The organism is Neorhizobium petrolearium, assembly GCF_029854435.1.
In the GTDB taxonomy this organism is placed as follows: domain Bacteria; phylum Pseudomonadota; class Alphaproteobacteria; order Rhizobiales; family Rhizobiaceae; genus Neorhizobium; species Neorhizobium petrolearium.
In genome coordinates this window covers 150,648-164,612 of sequence record NZ_CP123002.1, presented here as the reverse complement: position 1 = coordinate 164,612, position 13,965 = coordinate 150,648, and the positions used below count along the sequence as shown (strand labels likewise).

Here is a 13,965-nt window from a genome sequence, read left to right as displayed (position 1 = left end):
AAGCCCGGTGCTTGACCGGGCTCTGGGATGACTGCGATGGGGTTTGTGGGCGCGGCCGGGTCTGAGCCAGGCGCGCATGAACATGTCAGGAGGCGCTCTCCAGCAGCTTCTTCGCCTTGCCTTCGAGTTCGAGACGCATGTCCTGGTTGGTCTTGGTGCGCGCCAGCGCGGTGACGCCCTGTACGAAATCGAAGATCGATTCCGGCGGCCTCCCCTCCTCCGACAAAACCATTTCGATCACCTTGCCGGTCTCGCCTTTCGAGAAGCCGCGCCGACGCAGGAAGGTTTCGCGCTCATCGTCCTTGCGCGCGACGATCCGCTCGCGCGCCGCCTTGATTCCGGCGATGAACGGAGCGGGCGACGAATTGGCAAAGCTGGTCAGCGCGGGTGCTGCCTCATGCGCAAAGCGCTGGGCGGCGAACTTCGAATGGCGGATGGTGATCTCCTCGAAGTTTTCCGTGCCCCACAAATTTCGATTGGCGCAGACCGCGCGGAGATAAAAGGAGGCGATGCCGAGTGTCTTCGAGCCTACCTCCGAGTTCCAGGCATAGAAGCCCCGGAAATAGAGGTCGGGCTCGCCGTTCGGCAGTCGCCCTGCTTCGATCGGGTGGGTATCATCGACCAGGAATAGGAAGACATCACGGTCGCTGGCATAAAGTGTCGTCGTGTCCTTTGTGATGTCGACAAACGGGTTGTGCGTCATCGTCGCCCAGTCCAGGACGCCCGGCACTTTCCACATCGTGTCACCGGTCCCATTGCCGGCGATCTTCATCACCGCTGAGACCAGTTCATGGTCCCAGATGCGGCCGTATTCGGGTCCCGTCACTGCGCGCAGTTTCAGTCGGCCATCGTCCATCTCGAGCGTTTTTACCAGCTCGGCACGGTGATTGAGCAGGCCATGCTGCAGGTTGATCGCTGCAAGCGGCGCCGGCAGTTGCCGCATATAGGTGGCCGGTGCGCCAACCAGGCTGCAAAGCTGGCCGTAGCTCCAGTGCGTCGGTGCGATCGCTTGACGCTGACCTGGAACGAGAAGCTCAAGCCGCTCCGCATTGTCGCGCGTTGCTTCGACACGGATCGCAGCACTTTCGATCGTTCGAGCATGGGCGCGCTCAGCGCGGGATCGAACGGTATCATAGAGATCGGTGAGTGACAGGAAGCGTTCGTCGTCGGGTCGCGAGAACCATTCGGACGAAACGCGGCCGATCCGCTCGCCGCGCGAGATGTCGACCTTAAAACCGGAAGCAACGGTTTGAGTGGTGGAAGCAGGAGTGCTCATTGAATGTCTCCTTGACAACGAGAACCCGGCGCGGCGGCCGGGCGAGGTTGAGGGATGTCTGGGAAAGAAGAAGGATCAATCGGACGTTAGCCGGCGGTGCGCGGACCTAATCGCCGAGAGCGCGGCCTGGAATTCGGCGCGTCCTACCACATCGGTAAAATCCATCGTGGTGGCGATGGAAACGCACGCGGCATGGACCTCGTCGTCGATCACGGCCTCGGGTGTTAGATCCCGAAAACTCGGGTCCACCTCGAGCACTGCCGCGATTGCGTCACGCACACCTTCCTCCTGTAGCCTGATCAGGACGTGCGAAGGCTTGGGTAGATCGACCGGGTCTTCGGGATCCGGTTCTCCGGCGAGAATGGCTTCTCCTCGGGCAATCGCCCAGGCAGATCGGGCGAGCCAATCGTCCGATGGTGGCCGGGCCGCACGGACGTCATCGAACAGGATCTTCAACAACCCGAGCAAGATCTCGAAATGACGCGCCCGGCGCTGGACAGGTTCGTCGAATTGCTGCGGGATCTGAACCGGCGGACCTGCATAGGCCGCATGTGCACCATCCCAGATACCGGTGACATGAACTGGACCGGAGGAATCGAAGTCCTTCTCGGCGATATCCCAACTGTCATCTTCGATGGCGGCACGGCAGGCCGCGTCCAATGTATCGGCCGCGTAAGTGCGGCGCCGGAAGATCGGCAGATGGTAGGTGGTCTCGATAGTGAAGTCAGGCATGGGTACCTCCTGAAACGGAAAAACCCGGCACGGTGGCCGGGCTGTTTGCAAGAAGACCCGACCGCAACAGCGATCGGGTCAAGCTGATGTGATGCTGGTGAACCTATTCGGCGGCGGCGAGATGCTCGCCGTCGATTTCACCTTCGGTGTCGCCGGCATCATCGTCTGACGTTTCCGACTCGTCGCGCAGGAAGGCCGGCATGTCGGAGAGTTCCGAGGCGGTCTCGCTCTCATCGGATCCGACGGAGCCGTCATCGGCGACAGCGCCGCGTTCGTTGACGCCCTCGTCGCTCGTCGTCCGAAGCGGTTCAGGCAACCAGCCGCAGCCTGTCATAAGCCGCTCGGCCTCGCGCGCCATGTCGGTCTTCTTGAGATGGCCGATCAGCTCCACCGCCTGGTCACCCTTGGCTTCTCGGACCGCCTGCAGGATGCGCGTCTTGGTGACGCGGCCGAGATAGTTGTCGGCGGTCGGCGTCCAGCCGGCTTCCACCATGTCGAAGCCGATCGAGCGGGCAAGCTGATCGGCGTGGGCGATCGCCCGGGTCCGCTTGTTCCAGGGCTCGATCACCGCGTTGACCGACAGCGAGGCGCAATGGGCAAACAGCGCCTGCCGGCTGACACCGTCGAGCTTGATCAGGAAATCCCAGAGAACGTTCGGATCTTTGGGGAGATCCTGGCCCCAGGCTTCATGTCGCTGATCGATCTCCTTCGCCCAGACCGTATCGCCGAGCCCGGGCGTCTGGCTGAAGCGAGCGCTCTGCACCGTCACCTCCAGGCACGAGTCCGATCCGTAGACGTAGAAGGTCTTCAGGACGAAGGCGTGCAAGACAGCGACAAAGGCGATGACGGGATCGTTGGCCAAGGCATTGCGCAAAGCGACCGTGCGCGCCGCCGTGAGGTCGAGAACCAGGCGGTCGGGAAGCGGTTTAATGGTTTCGTCCTCGTCGTCCGGTTGGGTGTCCTCGCCGCTGGCGATCCCGGTTGCCGGAAGATCACTGCCATGATCGGCACCATCGCCGGCATCAGCCGAGGGATCGGTCTCATCCTTCGGTTCATCCTCGGGCCGCACGAAGCCTCGCTCGATCTTGAGCTCGCCACCCACGCCGAGCGAGATGAAGGCCCCACCTCGGGCCATCTCCTCTGGATCGAACATGTATGGCCGGTCGTTGAGCCGGTCGAGCTCGGCACCGAGCTCCTCCAGCTTCTGTTCGGTCGCCTCCGAGTACTCGCTCGCCTCCGCATATTCCGCGTCGAGCTTGTCGTATTCGGCGCGGGTGGCGTCATAGCGGGCCAGTTCGTCTTCCGTCATTTCGGCCTGCTCGCCGTAGAAGCGGCGCAGGCCGGACGTGTGGCCGTAGGGAAAATCGAAGGCCGCTTCGACCCATTTCCAGCCTTCAGTCGTCTGGATTTCTTCGGCGTCAGCCTTGAGCTTTTCCATCACAAGCTGCTCAAGCAGCGCCGGATCCTGCAGCCAGCCACCGTGATCCTGGTCGAACAGGTCGCGCATGGTTACACCGCCCGCAGCTTCGTAAGCCTCGATGCCGACATAGACGGCACGCCGATCGCTGGCGCGGATTGCAGTTTCGGTCAGCAGCCGGCGGATGTAATAGGGCTCGCGGCTATGCGAGCGCGAGATCGTGTCCCAGACTTGCTCCTGGCGAACATGGTCGTTGGTGATCGAAAACGCCATGATCTGTTCGAGCGTCATCTCGTCCTCGGCATAAAGATCGAGAAGCCGGGGCGACACGGACGCCAACCGCAGCCGCTGCCTGACTGTCGCAACCGAGACGAAGAAGCGTGCTGCGATCTCCTCCTCACCGAGCCCCTGCTCGCGCAAGGTCTGGAAAGCGCGGAACTGATCGAGCGGATGCAAGGGCACGCGCTGGACGTTTTCGGCGAGCGAGTCCTCGACTTCCAGCGTTTCGCCCTTGCTGACGATGCAGGGAACGCCGGCGGTTTTTGCCAGCCGCTTCTGCGCAACCAGCCGCTCAAGGGCTCGATAGCGGCGACCGCCAGCGGGGATGCGGTAAATGCCCGTCTCGTTGCCATCGCCGTCGAGTTCGGGGCGGACGTTGAGGCTGGTCAGCAGCCCGCGATGGGCGATGTCTTCCGCCAGATCCTCGATCGAGACGCCCGCCTTGATCTTGCGGACGTTCAACTGGCTGAGCACGAGCTTGTTGAAGGGAATATCCCGGGCTGCACTGAGGGTGATTTTCGATGTGGCCTGAGCCATGTCGTTTCTCCATGACGGACCGGCCGGAGCCTCTCTCCAACCCTCTCAATCCGTCACGAAATCTCCCTTCCCTCCTCTTCCTCTCTTCACATCCACCACCGCCCCCGAACCGCTTCTGAAGAGCGGCACGCCTTCCATATCTCCTCGGAGCAGGTTCTTTTCCCCACGTGCGGGCACAAATGGCCAACCTGCCAGTTCTCCTTCCGAAGGGAGAACGCCATGTCCAAGATCACCAACGGTCTGAACGACCGCCCCAAGGATGAAACGATTGCCCAATCGGGCGAGGGCTTGCCGGACGACAGCGGCAAGCCGATCGACGTAGCCGACGACGAGATCGCGCGTGTGAAAGAGAAGCTCGAAACTGACACCCGTTCCAAGCTGAAGAAGGGTCTGGAGCAAGATATCGACCGAACTCAGAGAGGATCGCCCTGAGGCAAGCCGATGCCAGGAGCCTTCACGTCGTTTTTGTGCTCGCCTTCGATCTTGACACCCTGGATCAACCGATCAGGGCGTTCAATCCTCGTCCCGCGGTCAATGAGGTCTCCGCCGTCGAAGAAGCTCGTGACCTCTCACTCTTCCATGCCGGCGTCGTCGTCTGTAAGCGTGAGGGGGATCCCGCCGTTGGCGAGGAAAGCGAACCGATCATCCTCTACCAGACCGGCAGGATATGTGACTTCAGCTAAATCAGCGAAACCACTTTTCCGCGGCGGTCAGAAGCTCCGCCTCGGAGCGGACCCCGTCCTGAAACAAGCATACGAGGAGCATGGCGAGCTCGTCGGGATGCGTGTCGTGCTCGGGTATGACTTGGGCGAAAACACGTTCCAGCAGAGCCAGATCGTCGGGATTGAGATGAACATCAGAAGGCAAACGGCCGCGCACCCAATGCTAGCGCTCTCCAAAACTTTGGGCAAGGTGCGTATTGCTTGGCCGATGACGGACAGAACAACCTGATCTAGGTGGAAAGCTCGTGAGAAACCTTAAGAGCTTCCGCCGAACCGACGCAGCATAGCGTGGAGTCTTTTGTTCTCCTCGCGTAGCCTCACGCCCAGGAGATGTTTCAGATGCCGGTTCTCGGCCTCCAAAGCTGCGAGTTCGTCCTCAGAGTTTGCCAGATCTTTGCCGCCACTCTGATCGGCAACATTTACCACGGGTTCTGACCATCTCCGGGCTCTGCGCCGAGGTCTGGGTTCTTCCGCTGGCGCGAGGGACGGCTCACCTTCTGTCAAACTACTTTCGGCGATGTTAATCCTTTCGGCATCGGTGGGCGACTGCGCGTTTTCGGCAAGCGTTGTCGATCCGCTAAGGACGTCGTGCCCAACGTCTTCGATGACGTTGGACTGGGTCTCCGCCGCGATCGCATCCTCTTGTGCGATCGCAGGCAAAGCTCCGTCTATTTCAACCGCTCGCGCGACGGCCTGCAAATCGAGGTTGCCCCAGATTGAAGCTGGACCCGCCTTTGGCCGACGGTTCGTCTTATATTCAACCACGAAGTTGCGTCGTGGAGTTCTCATCTATAACCACTCGAACTAAATAAATCGGGGGAATGATCGGGCTAGTTTCGTTCCGATAGGGCCAAAGGGATGGCCGTAAGTTCAAAGCCGATGCGGGCTTCCGTCATTTCAAACCAAGCCGCCTGCGGAGCTCGGCATTTTCTGTTCGAAGCTTCTCGGAAAGAAGCTTTCTCAGCCGCCGGTTTTCTTCCTCGAGCGCAACGAACTCGGCCCATTCTTCGTCATCCGAGGCTGCTGTTCCAGTGAGATCCTGGACAGCCGGCTGCATGAGGGCCTTCTTCCACTGATAGTAAGTTTGGTCGGAAATCCCCGCAGTCTTGACAGCATCCTTCAGCGTGGCTCCACCGGAAACCTGCGCCTCGATCTGGTCGATCTTCTGCTGTTTTTCTTCAGCAGTCAGTCCGCGTCTCTTCGATTTTGCCGCTGCGGATGTTGCCGCACGGGGCTTAGCGGCGCCTGTCTTTCTCGCGCGTGAAGCCCTTTTGGCAGCGGCTATGGTCGTTGGCTCAGCTTCAGCCGTTGGCGTTATATCCGGCGGTGTCTGAGTTTCATCATCGGCCATGGATCTTCCTCATCTGGATACCTGCTTTTCTGTCAGAGGAGGCAAAGAGTCAATGTCCCGTTCTAATGGTTCGGTTATATGGGCTGCGATGAACGCTAGCCAGATGGAAAAGCTAAGTCAAAGGTTCCGCATCGCATTTCACGTGGCCGGTCGACCGCCTCTCAGTTCCTACTATGGCGATCGCCGCGATCGCCTTCACCTGGCTTGGCTTCATGTTTCGCCTTGTGGCGACGATCCGCCGAGAGGGAACGGCCGACGTCGGCACTTTCCTTGAACTGTCCCTTCTCGTCTCGGCGGACATAACGTTTGTCGGTGCCGGTATCGATGAGATCTCTCTTGGTCATGCCGCAATCCTTTCTGGTTGTCATGCAAATCAGAAACGCATGTCGACCAAAAAAGATGCGTCGAATCAAAAGCATGTTCGTGACTCGCAGAACGCGAGCCACGGCCGCCGTAAGTCTTTGAATTTAGATTCGTTTCGACTCGGAACAATCGACCACTGATTCGGTTGACTCGCATTGGTTGCGTGCGAGTGCGAGTACCATGGTTGCCCCGAGAGCGAATTGGAAAGGCTTCATCAAGTTCGGAGAGGTCGCCTTTCCGGTGGCACTCTACACGGCAGCCTCGACGTCGGAGCGGATCGCATTTCACACCATTAACAAAGCGACTGGCAACCGCGTCCGCCGCGAGTTCGTCGACAGCGAAACCGGCGATGCGGTCGAGCGCGACGAGCAGGTCAAAGGGTTCGAGATCGAGGACGGCCGCTATGTCGTGCTCGAGCCGGAAGAGGTGGCGGCCGCCATTCCTCAAAGCGACAAGACGTTGAGGGTCGAGGCCTTCATTCCCTGTGACGAAGTCGACGATGTCTATTTCGACAAGTCCTACTATCTCGCACCAGACAAGATGGGCGGCGACGCCTACAAGCTTCTCCGGGACGGCATGAGAAAAGCCAAGGTCGCGGCGATCGCCAAGACCGTGCTCTTCCGTCGCCTGCGCACCGTCCTCATCCGCCCGCATGATAAAGGTCTGATCGCCTCCACCCTCAATTACGACTATGAGGTCCGGTCTTCGGAAAAAGCCTTCGACGAGATGCCGGACCTGAAGATCGAAGGCGAGATGCTTGAACTCGCCAAGCATATCATCAACACCAAGAAGGGCGAATTCGATCCGAAGCAGTTCGACGATCGCTATGAAGAGGCGGTCGCGGAGCTGGTGAAGGCGAAGATCGAAGGCCGTACGCTACCGAAGAAGAAAGCGCTGGCCGCGTCCAAACCCAGCGACCTACTGCAGGCGCTACGCGAAAGCGCCGGTTTGACTGCCCCCGCCAAGACGAAGCGCGCCGTCGCCGGCGCCAAGGCTGGGAAGGGCAGACAGAAGGCGGCACGAGCTTCTGCTCCAAAATCCCGCGCGGCCGGCGGCCAACCGCAGCGTCGTGCGAGCTGACGGGAGGACAAGATGGCTTTGCCCCCCTACTGGAAAGGCTATCTCAAGCTCTCTCTCGTCACCTGCCCGGTGCAGATGATGCCGGCGACCTCGGAAAACGAGAAGGTCCGCTTCCACACCCTCAACCGCGAAACCCGGAACCGCGTCGTCAGCCATTATGTTGATGCCGTCACCGGCAAGGAGGTGAAGGACGAAGACGAGGTGAAGGGTTATCAGCGCGGCGAGGACGAGTATGTGATCCTCGAAGACGAAGAGCTGGAAAACGTCGCGCTCGACAGCACCAAGACGATCGATATCGAGGTCTTCTCTCCACGCGACAGTGTCGGATGGATCTGGCTCGACACGCCCTATTATCTCTCGCCCGACGATCCGGTCGGCATGGAAGCATTTTCGGTTATCCGCGACGCGATGGCGGCCGAGAACATGATCGGCATATCGCGGCTGGTGATATCGCGCCGCGAGCGAGCTGTCATGCTGGAGCCACGCGGCAGGGGTATCGTGCTCTGGACGCTGCGGTACGGCGACGAGGTCCGTGACCCCGAGACCTATTTCGAAAGGGTCGACGAAGAGCCGGCCGACGGCGACATGATGCCGCTTGTCCAGCAGTTGATCAAGAAGCAGACGCAGCACTGGAACCCGAAGATGGTCTCCGACCCGGTCCAGGACAAACTTCTCGACATCATCGAGGCGAAGAAGAAGCAGATGAAGAAGCCGTCAAAGGCGAAGCCCAAGAACAAGGACAAGGCGGAACCGGCGGCGCCGAACAACGTCATCAATATCATGGATGCCCTGCGGAAGTCCGTGGATGCCGAAAACCGGTCAGGCAGGCATTAGCAATGTTGCGCGCCCGCCGACCACCCCTCCCTCTGCTCGATGAATCGACGTCCTCCGTCCAATCCCGTCCGATCCGCAAACGCGATGCGAACCAGCCGAGCCTGCCCTTCGACGAAATGCCGGCGCGCATCGAGCCTTGCCTTGCTCTCCTGAAACCGACAGTGCCGGTCGGGCCTGACTGGCTTTACGAGGTAAAATGGGACGGCTATCGGTTGGCGATCCACATCGAGCCGAAAAGCGTTCGGATCATCACCCGCGGCGGCCACGACTGGACGCACCGATTTCCGGCGATCGCGGATGCGGCTGAAAAACTTGGTTTAACTACCGCCATCCTGGACGGAGAGGCTGTCGTGCTTGACGACCAAGGCCGCTCCGACTTTGGGGCGCTGCAACGTTCGCTGGGTGGCCGTGGCGGAAAACGCATCTCGACCGAGTCCATCCTCTACGCCTTTGACCTGCTTTATCTGGACGGGCACGATTTAACACGGACAGAGCTGTCGGTGCGACGTCACCTGCTCGAGGATGTCGTGCCGGCGGAAGAAGCCGGCACCGTTCGGCTGTCCGAGGAACTGACGCTGGATGCCGACAGCTTGCTCGAACACGCCTGCCAGATCGGTTTGGAAGGCATCATCGCCAAGCACCGGGATCGGCCCTACCGCAGCGGGCGCACCGGCGACTGGCTCAAGATCAAATGCGTGCAGTCGGAGAGCTTCATGATCGTCGGCTACGAGCAATCGGAGTCTGCCCGTGGCGGCCTGGGTAGCTTGCTGCTTGCCGGACGGCGCGGTTACGACTGGGTCTATGTCGGTTCCGTCGGAACCGGCTTCAACGGCAGGCAAGCGGATGATCTGAAGAAGACGCTCGATCGGCTGAAGACGACCAAGCCGGTGGTGCCGCTTAAAGGCAAGCGTCTGGTGTTCGCCCAGCCGACCTTGATCGCTGAGATCGAGTTCCGCGGCTGGACGCGGGACGGAAGCCTGCGGCATGCTTCCTATAAGGGCCTGCGTGAGATCCAGGACAATGCCGCAGTCTTCGACATGGCCGCCAAACCCTGACAATTCCATTTCGCGACCATGCAAACCTCCCGCTATTTTGGAAAATATCTCGTTTGGATTAGCCGACATCGAAACGTGTCTTCCTGTCCATCACCATGCGACCGCTCCCATTATCGCACGACCACCAGCAAGCGGCCGCCATCGCGGATCAGTTCAAGGGCCGCTATAGCGGGCTTCTCGTCGATCACCCGTCGCAGGTCGGAAACGGAACCGACGGGAACCCTGTTCACCGCAACGATCATATCGCCAGCGCGAAGCCCGGTACGGGCTGCGGGGCTGCCAGAGGCCACGCTTTCGATCACCACGCCGGAGTCGCCAACCTCAGCGGATTCGGCATCCAACGCGTCTCGCATTCTAGCACCATCGAGCGCCGTGCCGGAAAGATCTGCTGAGGCCTTATCTTCGGCTGCGATCGTGGCGGCAACAACCTGCTCGTCATCCCCACGCTTCACGGTCAGCCGGATCTTGCTGCCTGCCGGGGTCAGCCCGATGCGGTTCCTGAGATCGGTGGCGCCGTGGACAGGTCGCCCGTCGATCGCCGTCACCACGTCGCCGGTCTTCAATCCTGCACGCTCGGCCGACGAGCCGGGTTCGACATTGGCAATCAGGGCGCCCCGCAGGTCACCGAGCTTGAGGGCTTCTGCCAGATCCGGTGTGAGATCCTGGATACCGATGCCCAGCTTACCGCGCTGAACCTCGCCGTGGGCAATCAACTGGTTCATCACGGTTACCGCCATGCTGCTGGGGACTGCAAAGCCAATACCGACATTGGCGCCGGCGGGGCTGAGGATCGCTGTATTGACGCCGACCAGCTTGCCGTCGAGCGTCACCAGTGCACCGCCGGAATTGCCGGGATTGATCGAGGCGTCGGTCTGGATGAAGTCCTCATAGCCCTCGATGTTCAAGCCGCTCCGTCCGAGCGCGCTGACGATGCCCGAAGTCACCGTCTGGCCGAGCCCGAAGGGGTTGCCGATAGCGACGACATAGTCGCCCACCTTGAGGGCATCGGAATCCCCTATTTGGATCGCCGTGAGGTTTTTCGCTTTGATCTGCAGCAGCGCGATGTCGGTCTCCTTGTCGCTGCCGATGAGTTTTGCGGGCAGCTGACGTCCATCCTTCAGGGTGACGGAGATTTCGGTTCCGCCATCGACGACATGATGATTGGTCAGCACATAGCCTTTCACGGCGTCGACGATAACGCCCGAGCCCGCGCTCATCCTGGCGCGCGGTTGCTGCTCCGGCAGATTGAAGAAGCGGCGAAAGTTGGGATCGCTGTAAAGGGGATTGCTCTCGACCGACGAACGCGAGACGACAGCAATATTGACCACGGCCGGCGTGACATGCTCAAGCATCGGCGCCAGTGTCGGAAGGCTGGTGGACGAAGGTGCCGGCCCTGCTGTCTGCGCGACGGCGGGGGTGACGGTTAACAGGACGGCTCCGGCGGCGATGGCTGCGGACGCGGCAATCGTGCGAAGCCTCGGGGCGAGATCGAACATCGGTTGCTCCTGAATTGATGGTTTTCTTCTTTCCGGCGCGAGGCACGAAAGGCATAAAAAGAACGGGTCCGAAGGTCCGGACCCGTTCTTCGTCAGCTTATGCGGTCGAGAGTGGACTGTTATGGCTGAACCAGATGCTGCCGGCAGCCAACGCTGCGACGACAATGCCGGCAATGACATGCGCCCACATGGCTGCGGTCACGGTTGAGAAGCCGAGGACCCATGGAGCGACCACAGCCCATATACCGAGCACGAGGTTGACCCACTCCTCCACCTCATAAAAGGCGTAGAGCGCGGCGACGGCGACCAGGGCGACGGCCGCGCCGACGATCCAGCCATTCCAGGCGGCATAGGTCTCGGCGGTAAAGCCGAGCAGCCAGGGTTAGATCAGAAGACCAAGACCGGCAACGATATTGACGATATCGAAAGCCGTCCGATTGTTCGAAGGCAGGGACTTCAGCATCGTTCATTTCTCCTCATCGGTTGGTTGGCATCATCAATGGACCGCCTCCTGCGGGCAGGAGACGGGTGCGGCGGCAGCGCTTGAACGCCCGTCGCCGCGAAACTCGGGTGTGGTGGACGGAGCAGCCGCGAGAGGTGCGCCTGCCGGCGATGGGAGCAGGTATGGCGCCAGTTCATCCTCAACAAACGCCCCACTGGCAATCTCCAGCAACGCAAGCTCGCTCGCACTTACGCCCTGCCGGTCAAGTCTTGGCTCCACGCCGCGGTTCAGCGCACGGCTGCGGGCGGCCGCGGCGAGCGCCAGGGCAAATCTGTTCGGCAGGATCTTCTGGCAATCGAAAACGACATGCGGATCCATGGGGCACCTCATGCAGCTTTTCGATCGGTCACGGGAACGGACTGGCTGGCTTCCACTTCCCGCTTGAGCGCAAGCAGCGCCTGGTCGACTTCATCGAGGCGCGAGGGACGCGCGTTCTCCGGCATGCCTTCGTTGGTGGCCTGGTCGATCAGGTACTCCGTCCAGGCCCAGTTCATCAGGATCGAGCGTTTGGCCTGGAGCGACAACGTCCTGTCGCTGACAACATCCATCGCTGAGGACCAGCTTTCTGGTCCGGACGGGTCATTGCGGGTTGCTGCGCCGTCGAGCGCCTGGTCATAGCTGTCCTGAAGTGCCGAAAGGCCGAGCCGCTCCAGCGTCGTGTCGGAGAAGGCATGAGACGTCCGCTTCGGTCGCAGGACCAACGGTTGCCTGGTCCGCCTGGCCGGCTTCGTCCCCCGCCTCTGCACGACGTAGCTCAGGCCCTGCCGCTCGGCGTAGCGAATGGCAGATTGAAGGGTGGGAAATTCCAGCTCGACCTGTGTGAGCGTATCGTGGCCGCCCGTATCCCCCATCAAAGACTCGATGAAGGGTGCGCTGCGACGCTCGAAGACGAGCCGCCATCCTTGTGCTCGCGCGGTTCCTGACGTCGTCACTGAGGGAGATGGCTTAAAGATGCGAGCAACGGCATCCTCGGGAAACAATGACCGCCCAAAAGAGAGCCGGCCGCGGAGATTGTCGTTCGAAGCGCGGGAAGCGGAAGTCGGCATTGTGATTTCGTGGTGTGTCTCTCTTGAAGTCTCCATCGTTCATCCCTCCCTGTTGGCGAAGGACACTGGCGACCGCCAAGGGCCGGCCGCCAGGTAGATCGGACCGATCAGCTTTTGATGGCGATGCGCTTGACCTGCGACTGCGCCTTTTCGCTCTTCGGCAAGGTCACGGTCAGCACACCATTCTTGAAGCGCGCATCGACCTGATCGTCCTTGACCTCGATACCGAGCGGGATGCGGCGCTCGAATCGGCCGTAATAGCGTTCGGAGAACTGGCGATCCTTGTCTTCCGTCTCAGAACGCTTTTCGCCCCTCAACGTCAGGACGCCGTCGTTGAGCAGGACCTCGATGTCCTTCTCCTCAAGGCCGGGCACTTCGGCGGTCACCTTGATCTCCTTGTCGGTGTCGGAGATCTCGACATTCGGCCAGCCGGCAGTGAACGCGGAGCCGTTTGCGAAGGACGGCAGGCTGGAGCCGAAGCCGCGGAAGACGTCATCGAACAGACGGTTTACCTCGCGATGAAGCGACAGGAAGGGATCACGATCGTCATCGCGCAGGATGCTCGGAACCTGGTTGCCATTGTTGCGGTTCCAGGGAATCAAATCACGAACACTCATGTTTCTTCTCCTTTCCGTTGGTTCAGTTGGCAAAGCTTTCCCACCGGCGCCGAGCATCGCCCGGCGCCTCGCGCGCGTGTTGCGCTGATGGGAGGCTTAAGCCGCCTGTTTCTCGGCCTCGATCTGCTTCATCTCGGCCTTCGGCAGAGCCATGTCGGTCGAAATCTCGATCTGGCGCGGCTTCATCTCTTCCGGGATTTCGCGCTTGAGATCGATGGTCAGCAGACCATTTACGAGGCCGGCACCTACGACCTTGACATGGTCGGCGAGCTCGAACCGGCGCTGGAACGATCGGCCGGCAATGCCGCGATGCAGATACTGCACGTCTTCAGCATTCGCCTTCTGACCCGAGACCACGAGCATGTTCTGCTCCTGGGTAATCGCCAATTCGTCTTGCGAGAAGCCCGCCACTGCCATGGCAATGCGATAGTCGTCCTCGCCGGACTTGACGATGTCATACGGAGGCCAGTTGTCGATCGTCTCGATGCGGCTTGCAGCCTCGAGGGCGTTCAACATTCGGTCGAAACCGATGCTCGACCGGAACAGGGGAGAAAAATCGAGGTTTGTCCTCATAGCCATATCCTCCTTGTAAGCAACATGGATACAAGGAGACGCCAAGAGCACATGGCGTCTCCTGGACTTGTCGATCCCCATTGGC

At 60.6% G+C, this 13,965-nt stretch carries 15 protein-coding genes and 1 pseudogene; 4 read left to right on the top strand and 12 right to left on the bottom strand.

From position 1 onward, the window contains the following. Positions 1-85: 85 nt before the first annotated feature. The 3 genes from QEO92_RS31990 to QEO92_RS31980 form a co-directional block, all read right to left on the bottom strand. On the bottom strand, positions 86-1,276 hold the full coding sequence (locus tag QEO92_RS31990) for a DUF932 domain-containing protein (RefSeq protein WP_210057338.1): 1,191 nt from the start codon (positions 1,274-1,276) through the stop codon (positions 86-88). A gap of 75 nt (positions 1,277-1,351) precedes the next feature. Further along, on the bottom strand, positions 1,352-2,008 hold the full coding sequence (locus QEO92_RS31985; protein WP_210057336.1) for a hypothetical protein: 657 nt from the start codon (positions 2,006-2,008) through the stop codon (positions 1,352-1,354). A 103-nt stretch (positions 2,009-2,111) separates the two neighbouring features. Then, a complete protein-coding gene (locus tag QEO92_RS31980) occupies positions 2,112-4,241 on the bottom strand; it encodes a ParB/RepB/Spo0J family partition protein (RefSeq protein WP_210057335.1) in 2,130 nt (709 codons plus the stop codon). Between the two features lie 219 nt (positions 4,242-4,460). Here QEO92_RS31980 and QEO92_RS31975 point away from each other — a divergent pair, with 219 nt between their 5' ends. Continuing rightward, positions 4,461-4,673 carry a hypothetical protein gene (locus tag QEO92_RS31975; protein ID WP_210057333.1) on the top strand — a complete coding sequence of 71 codons (213 nt, stop codon included), beginning with the start codon at positions 4,461-4,463 and terminating at the stop codon, positions 4,671-4,673. A gap of 252 nt (positions 4,674-4,925) precedes the next feature. On the opposite strand, the gene QEO92_RS31970 is transcribed toward QEO92_RS31975, so the two are convergent. The 3 genes from QEO92_RS31970 to QEO92_RS31960 form a co-directional block, all read right to left on the bottom strand. Beyond that, positions 4,926-5,120, bottom strand: a complete 195-nt coding sequence (locus QEO92_RS31970) for a hypothetical protein (RefSeq protein ID WP_210057331.1) — start codon at positions 5,118-5,120, stop codon at positions 4,926-4,928. A 735-nt stretch (positions 5,121-5,855) separates the two neighbouring features. Next, positions 5,856-6,314: a transposase gene (locus tag QEO92_RS31965; RefSeq protein WP_210057329.1), complete on the bottom strand. Its 459-nt coding sequence runs from the start codon at positions 6,312-6,314 to the stop codon at positions 5,856-5,858. A 161-nt stretch (positions 6,315-6,475) separates the two neighbouring features. Beyond that, a complete protein-coding gene (locus QEO92_RS31960; RefSeq protein WP_210057327.1) occupies positions 6,476-6,658 on the bottom strand; it encodes a hypothetical protein in 183 nt (60 codons plus the stop codon). A gap of 199 nt (positions 6,659-6,857) precedes the next feature. On the opposite strand from QEO92_RS31960, the gene ku (QEO92_RS31955) reads away from it, so the two are divergent. Genes ku (QEO92_RS31955) through ligD form a run of 3 tightly spaced genes read left to right on the top strand, consistent with a single transcriptional unit; the run spans position 6,858 to position 9,646 of the window. Next, positions 6,858-7,757: a non-homologous end joining protein Ku gene (ku, locus tag QEO92_RS31955; protein WP_210057325.1), complete on the top strand. Its 900-nt coding sequence runs from the start codon at positions 6,858-6,860 to the stop codon at positions 7,755-7,757. A 12-nt stretch (positions 7,758-7,769) separates the two neighbouring features. After that, positions 7,770-8,591, top strand: a complete 822-nt coding sequence (ku, locus tag QEO92_RS31950) for a non-homologous end joining protein Ku (RefSeq protein WP_210057323.1) — start codon at positions 7,770-7,772, stop codon at positions 8,589-8,591. Positions 8,592-8,593: 2 nt separating this feature from the next. Continuing rightward, positions 8,594-9,646 carry a non-homologous end-joining DNA ligase gene (gene ligD / locus QEO92_RS31945; RefSeq protein WP_112706423.1) on the top strand — a complete coding sequence of 351 codons (1,053 nt, stop codon included), beginning with the start codon at positions 8,594-8,596 and terminating at the stop codon, positions 9,644-9,646. Positions 9,647-9,756: 110 nt separating this feature from the next. Here the strand turns inward: ligD and QEO92_RS31940 are convergent, their stop codons facing one another. The 6 genes and pseudogenes from QEO92_RS31940 to QEO92_RS31915 form a co-directional block, all read right to left on the bottom strand. Next, positions 9,757-11,142 (bottom strand): DegQ family serine endoprotease, encoded by a 1,386-nt coding sequence (locus tag QEO92_RS31940; protein WP_112706424.1) that lies wholly within the window; start codon positions 11,140-11,142, stop codon positions 9,757-9,759. A gap of 97 nt (positions 11,143-11,239) precedes the next feature. Beyond that, a pseudogene (locus QEO92_RS31935) lies at positions 11,240-11,605 on the bottom strand (SPW repeat protein). Between the two features lie 33 nt (positions 11,606-11,638). Continuing rightward, positions 11,639-11,962: a DNA-directed RNA polymerase subunit omega gene (locus tag QEO92_RS31930; RefSeq protein ID WP_112706437.1), complete on the bottom strand. Its 324-nt coding sequence runs from the start codon at positions 11,960-11,962 to the stop codon at positions 11,639-11,641. An 8-nt stretch (positions 11,963-11,970) separates the two neighbouring features. Next, a complete protein-coding gene (locus tag QEO92_RS31925) occupies positions 11,971-12,726 on the bottom strand; it encodes an NADH dehydrogenase ubiquinone Fe-S protein 4 (protein ID WP_112706426.1) in 756 nt (251 codons plus the stop codon). Between the two features lie 71 nt (positions 12,727-12,797). Then, the gene (locus QEO92_RS31920; protein ID WP_112706427.1) at positions 12,798-13,307 is read right to left on the bottom strand and encodes an Hsp20/alpha crystallin family protein; all 510 of its coding nucleotides are present in this window, start codon (positions 13,305-13,307) and stop codon (positions 12,798-12,800) included. Positions 13,308-13,403: 96 nt separating this feature from the next. After that, complete coding sequence (locus QEO92_RS31915; RefSeq protein WP_112706428.1) at positions 13,404-13,880, bottom strand: Hsp20 family protein; 477 nt, start codon at positions 13,878-13,880, stop codon at positions 13,404-13,406. Positions 13,881-13,965: the final 85 nt, after the last annotated feature.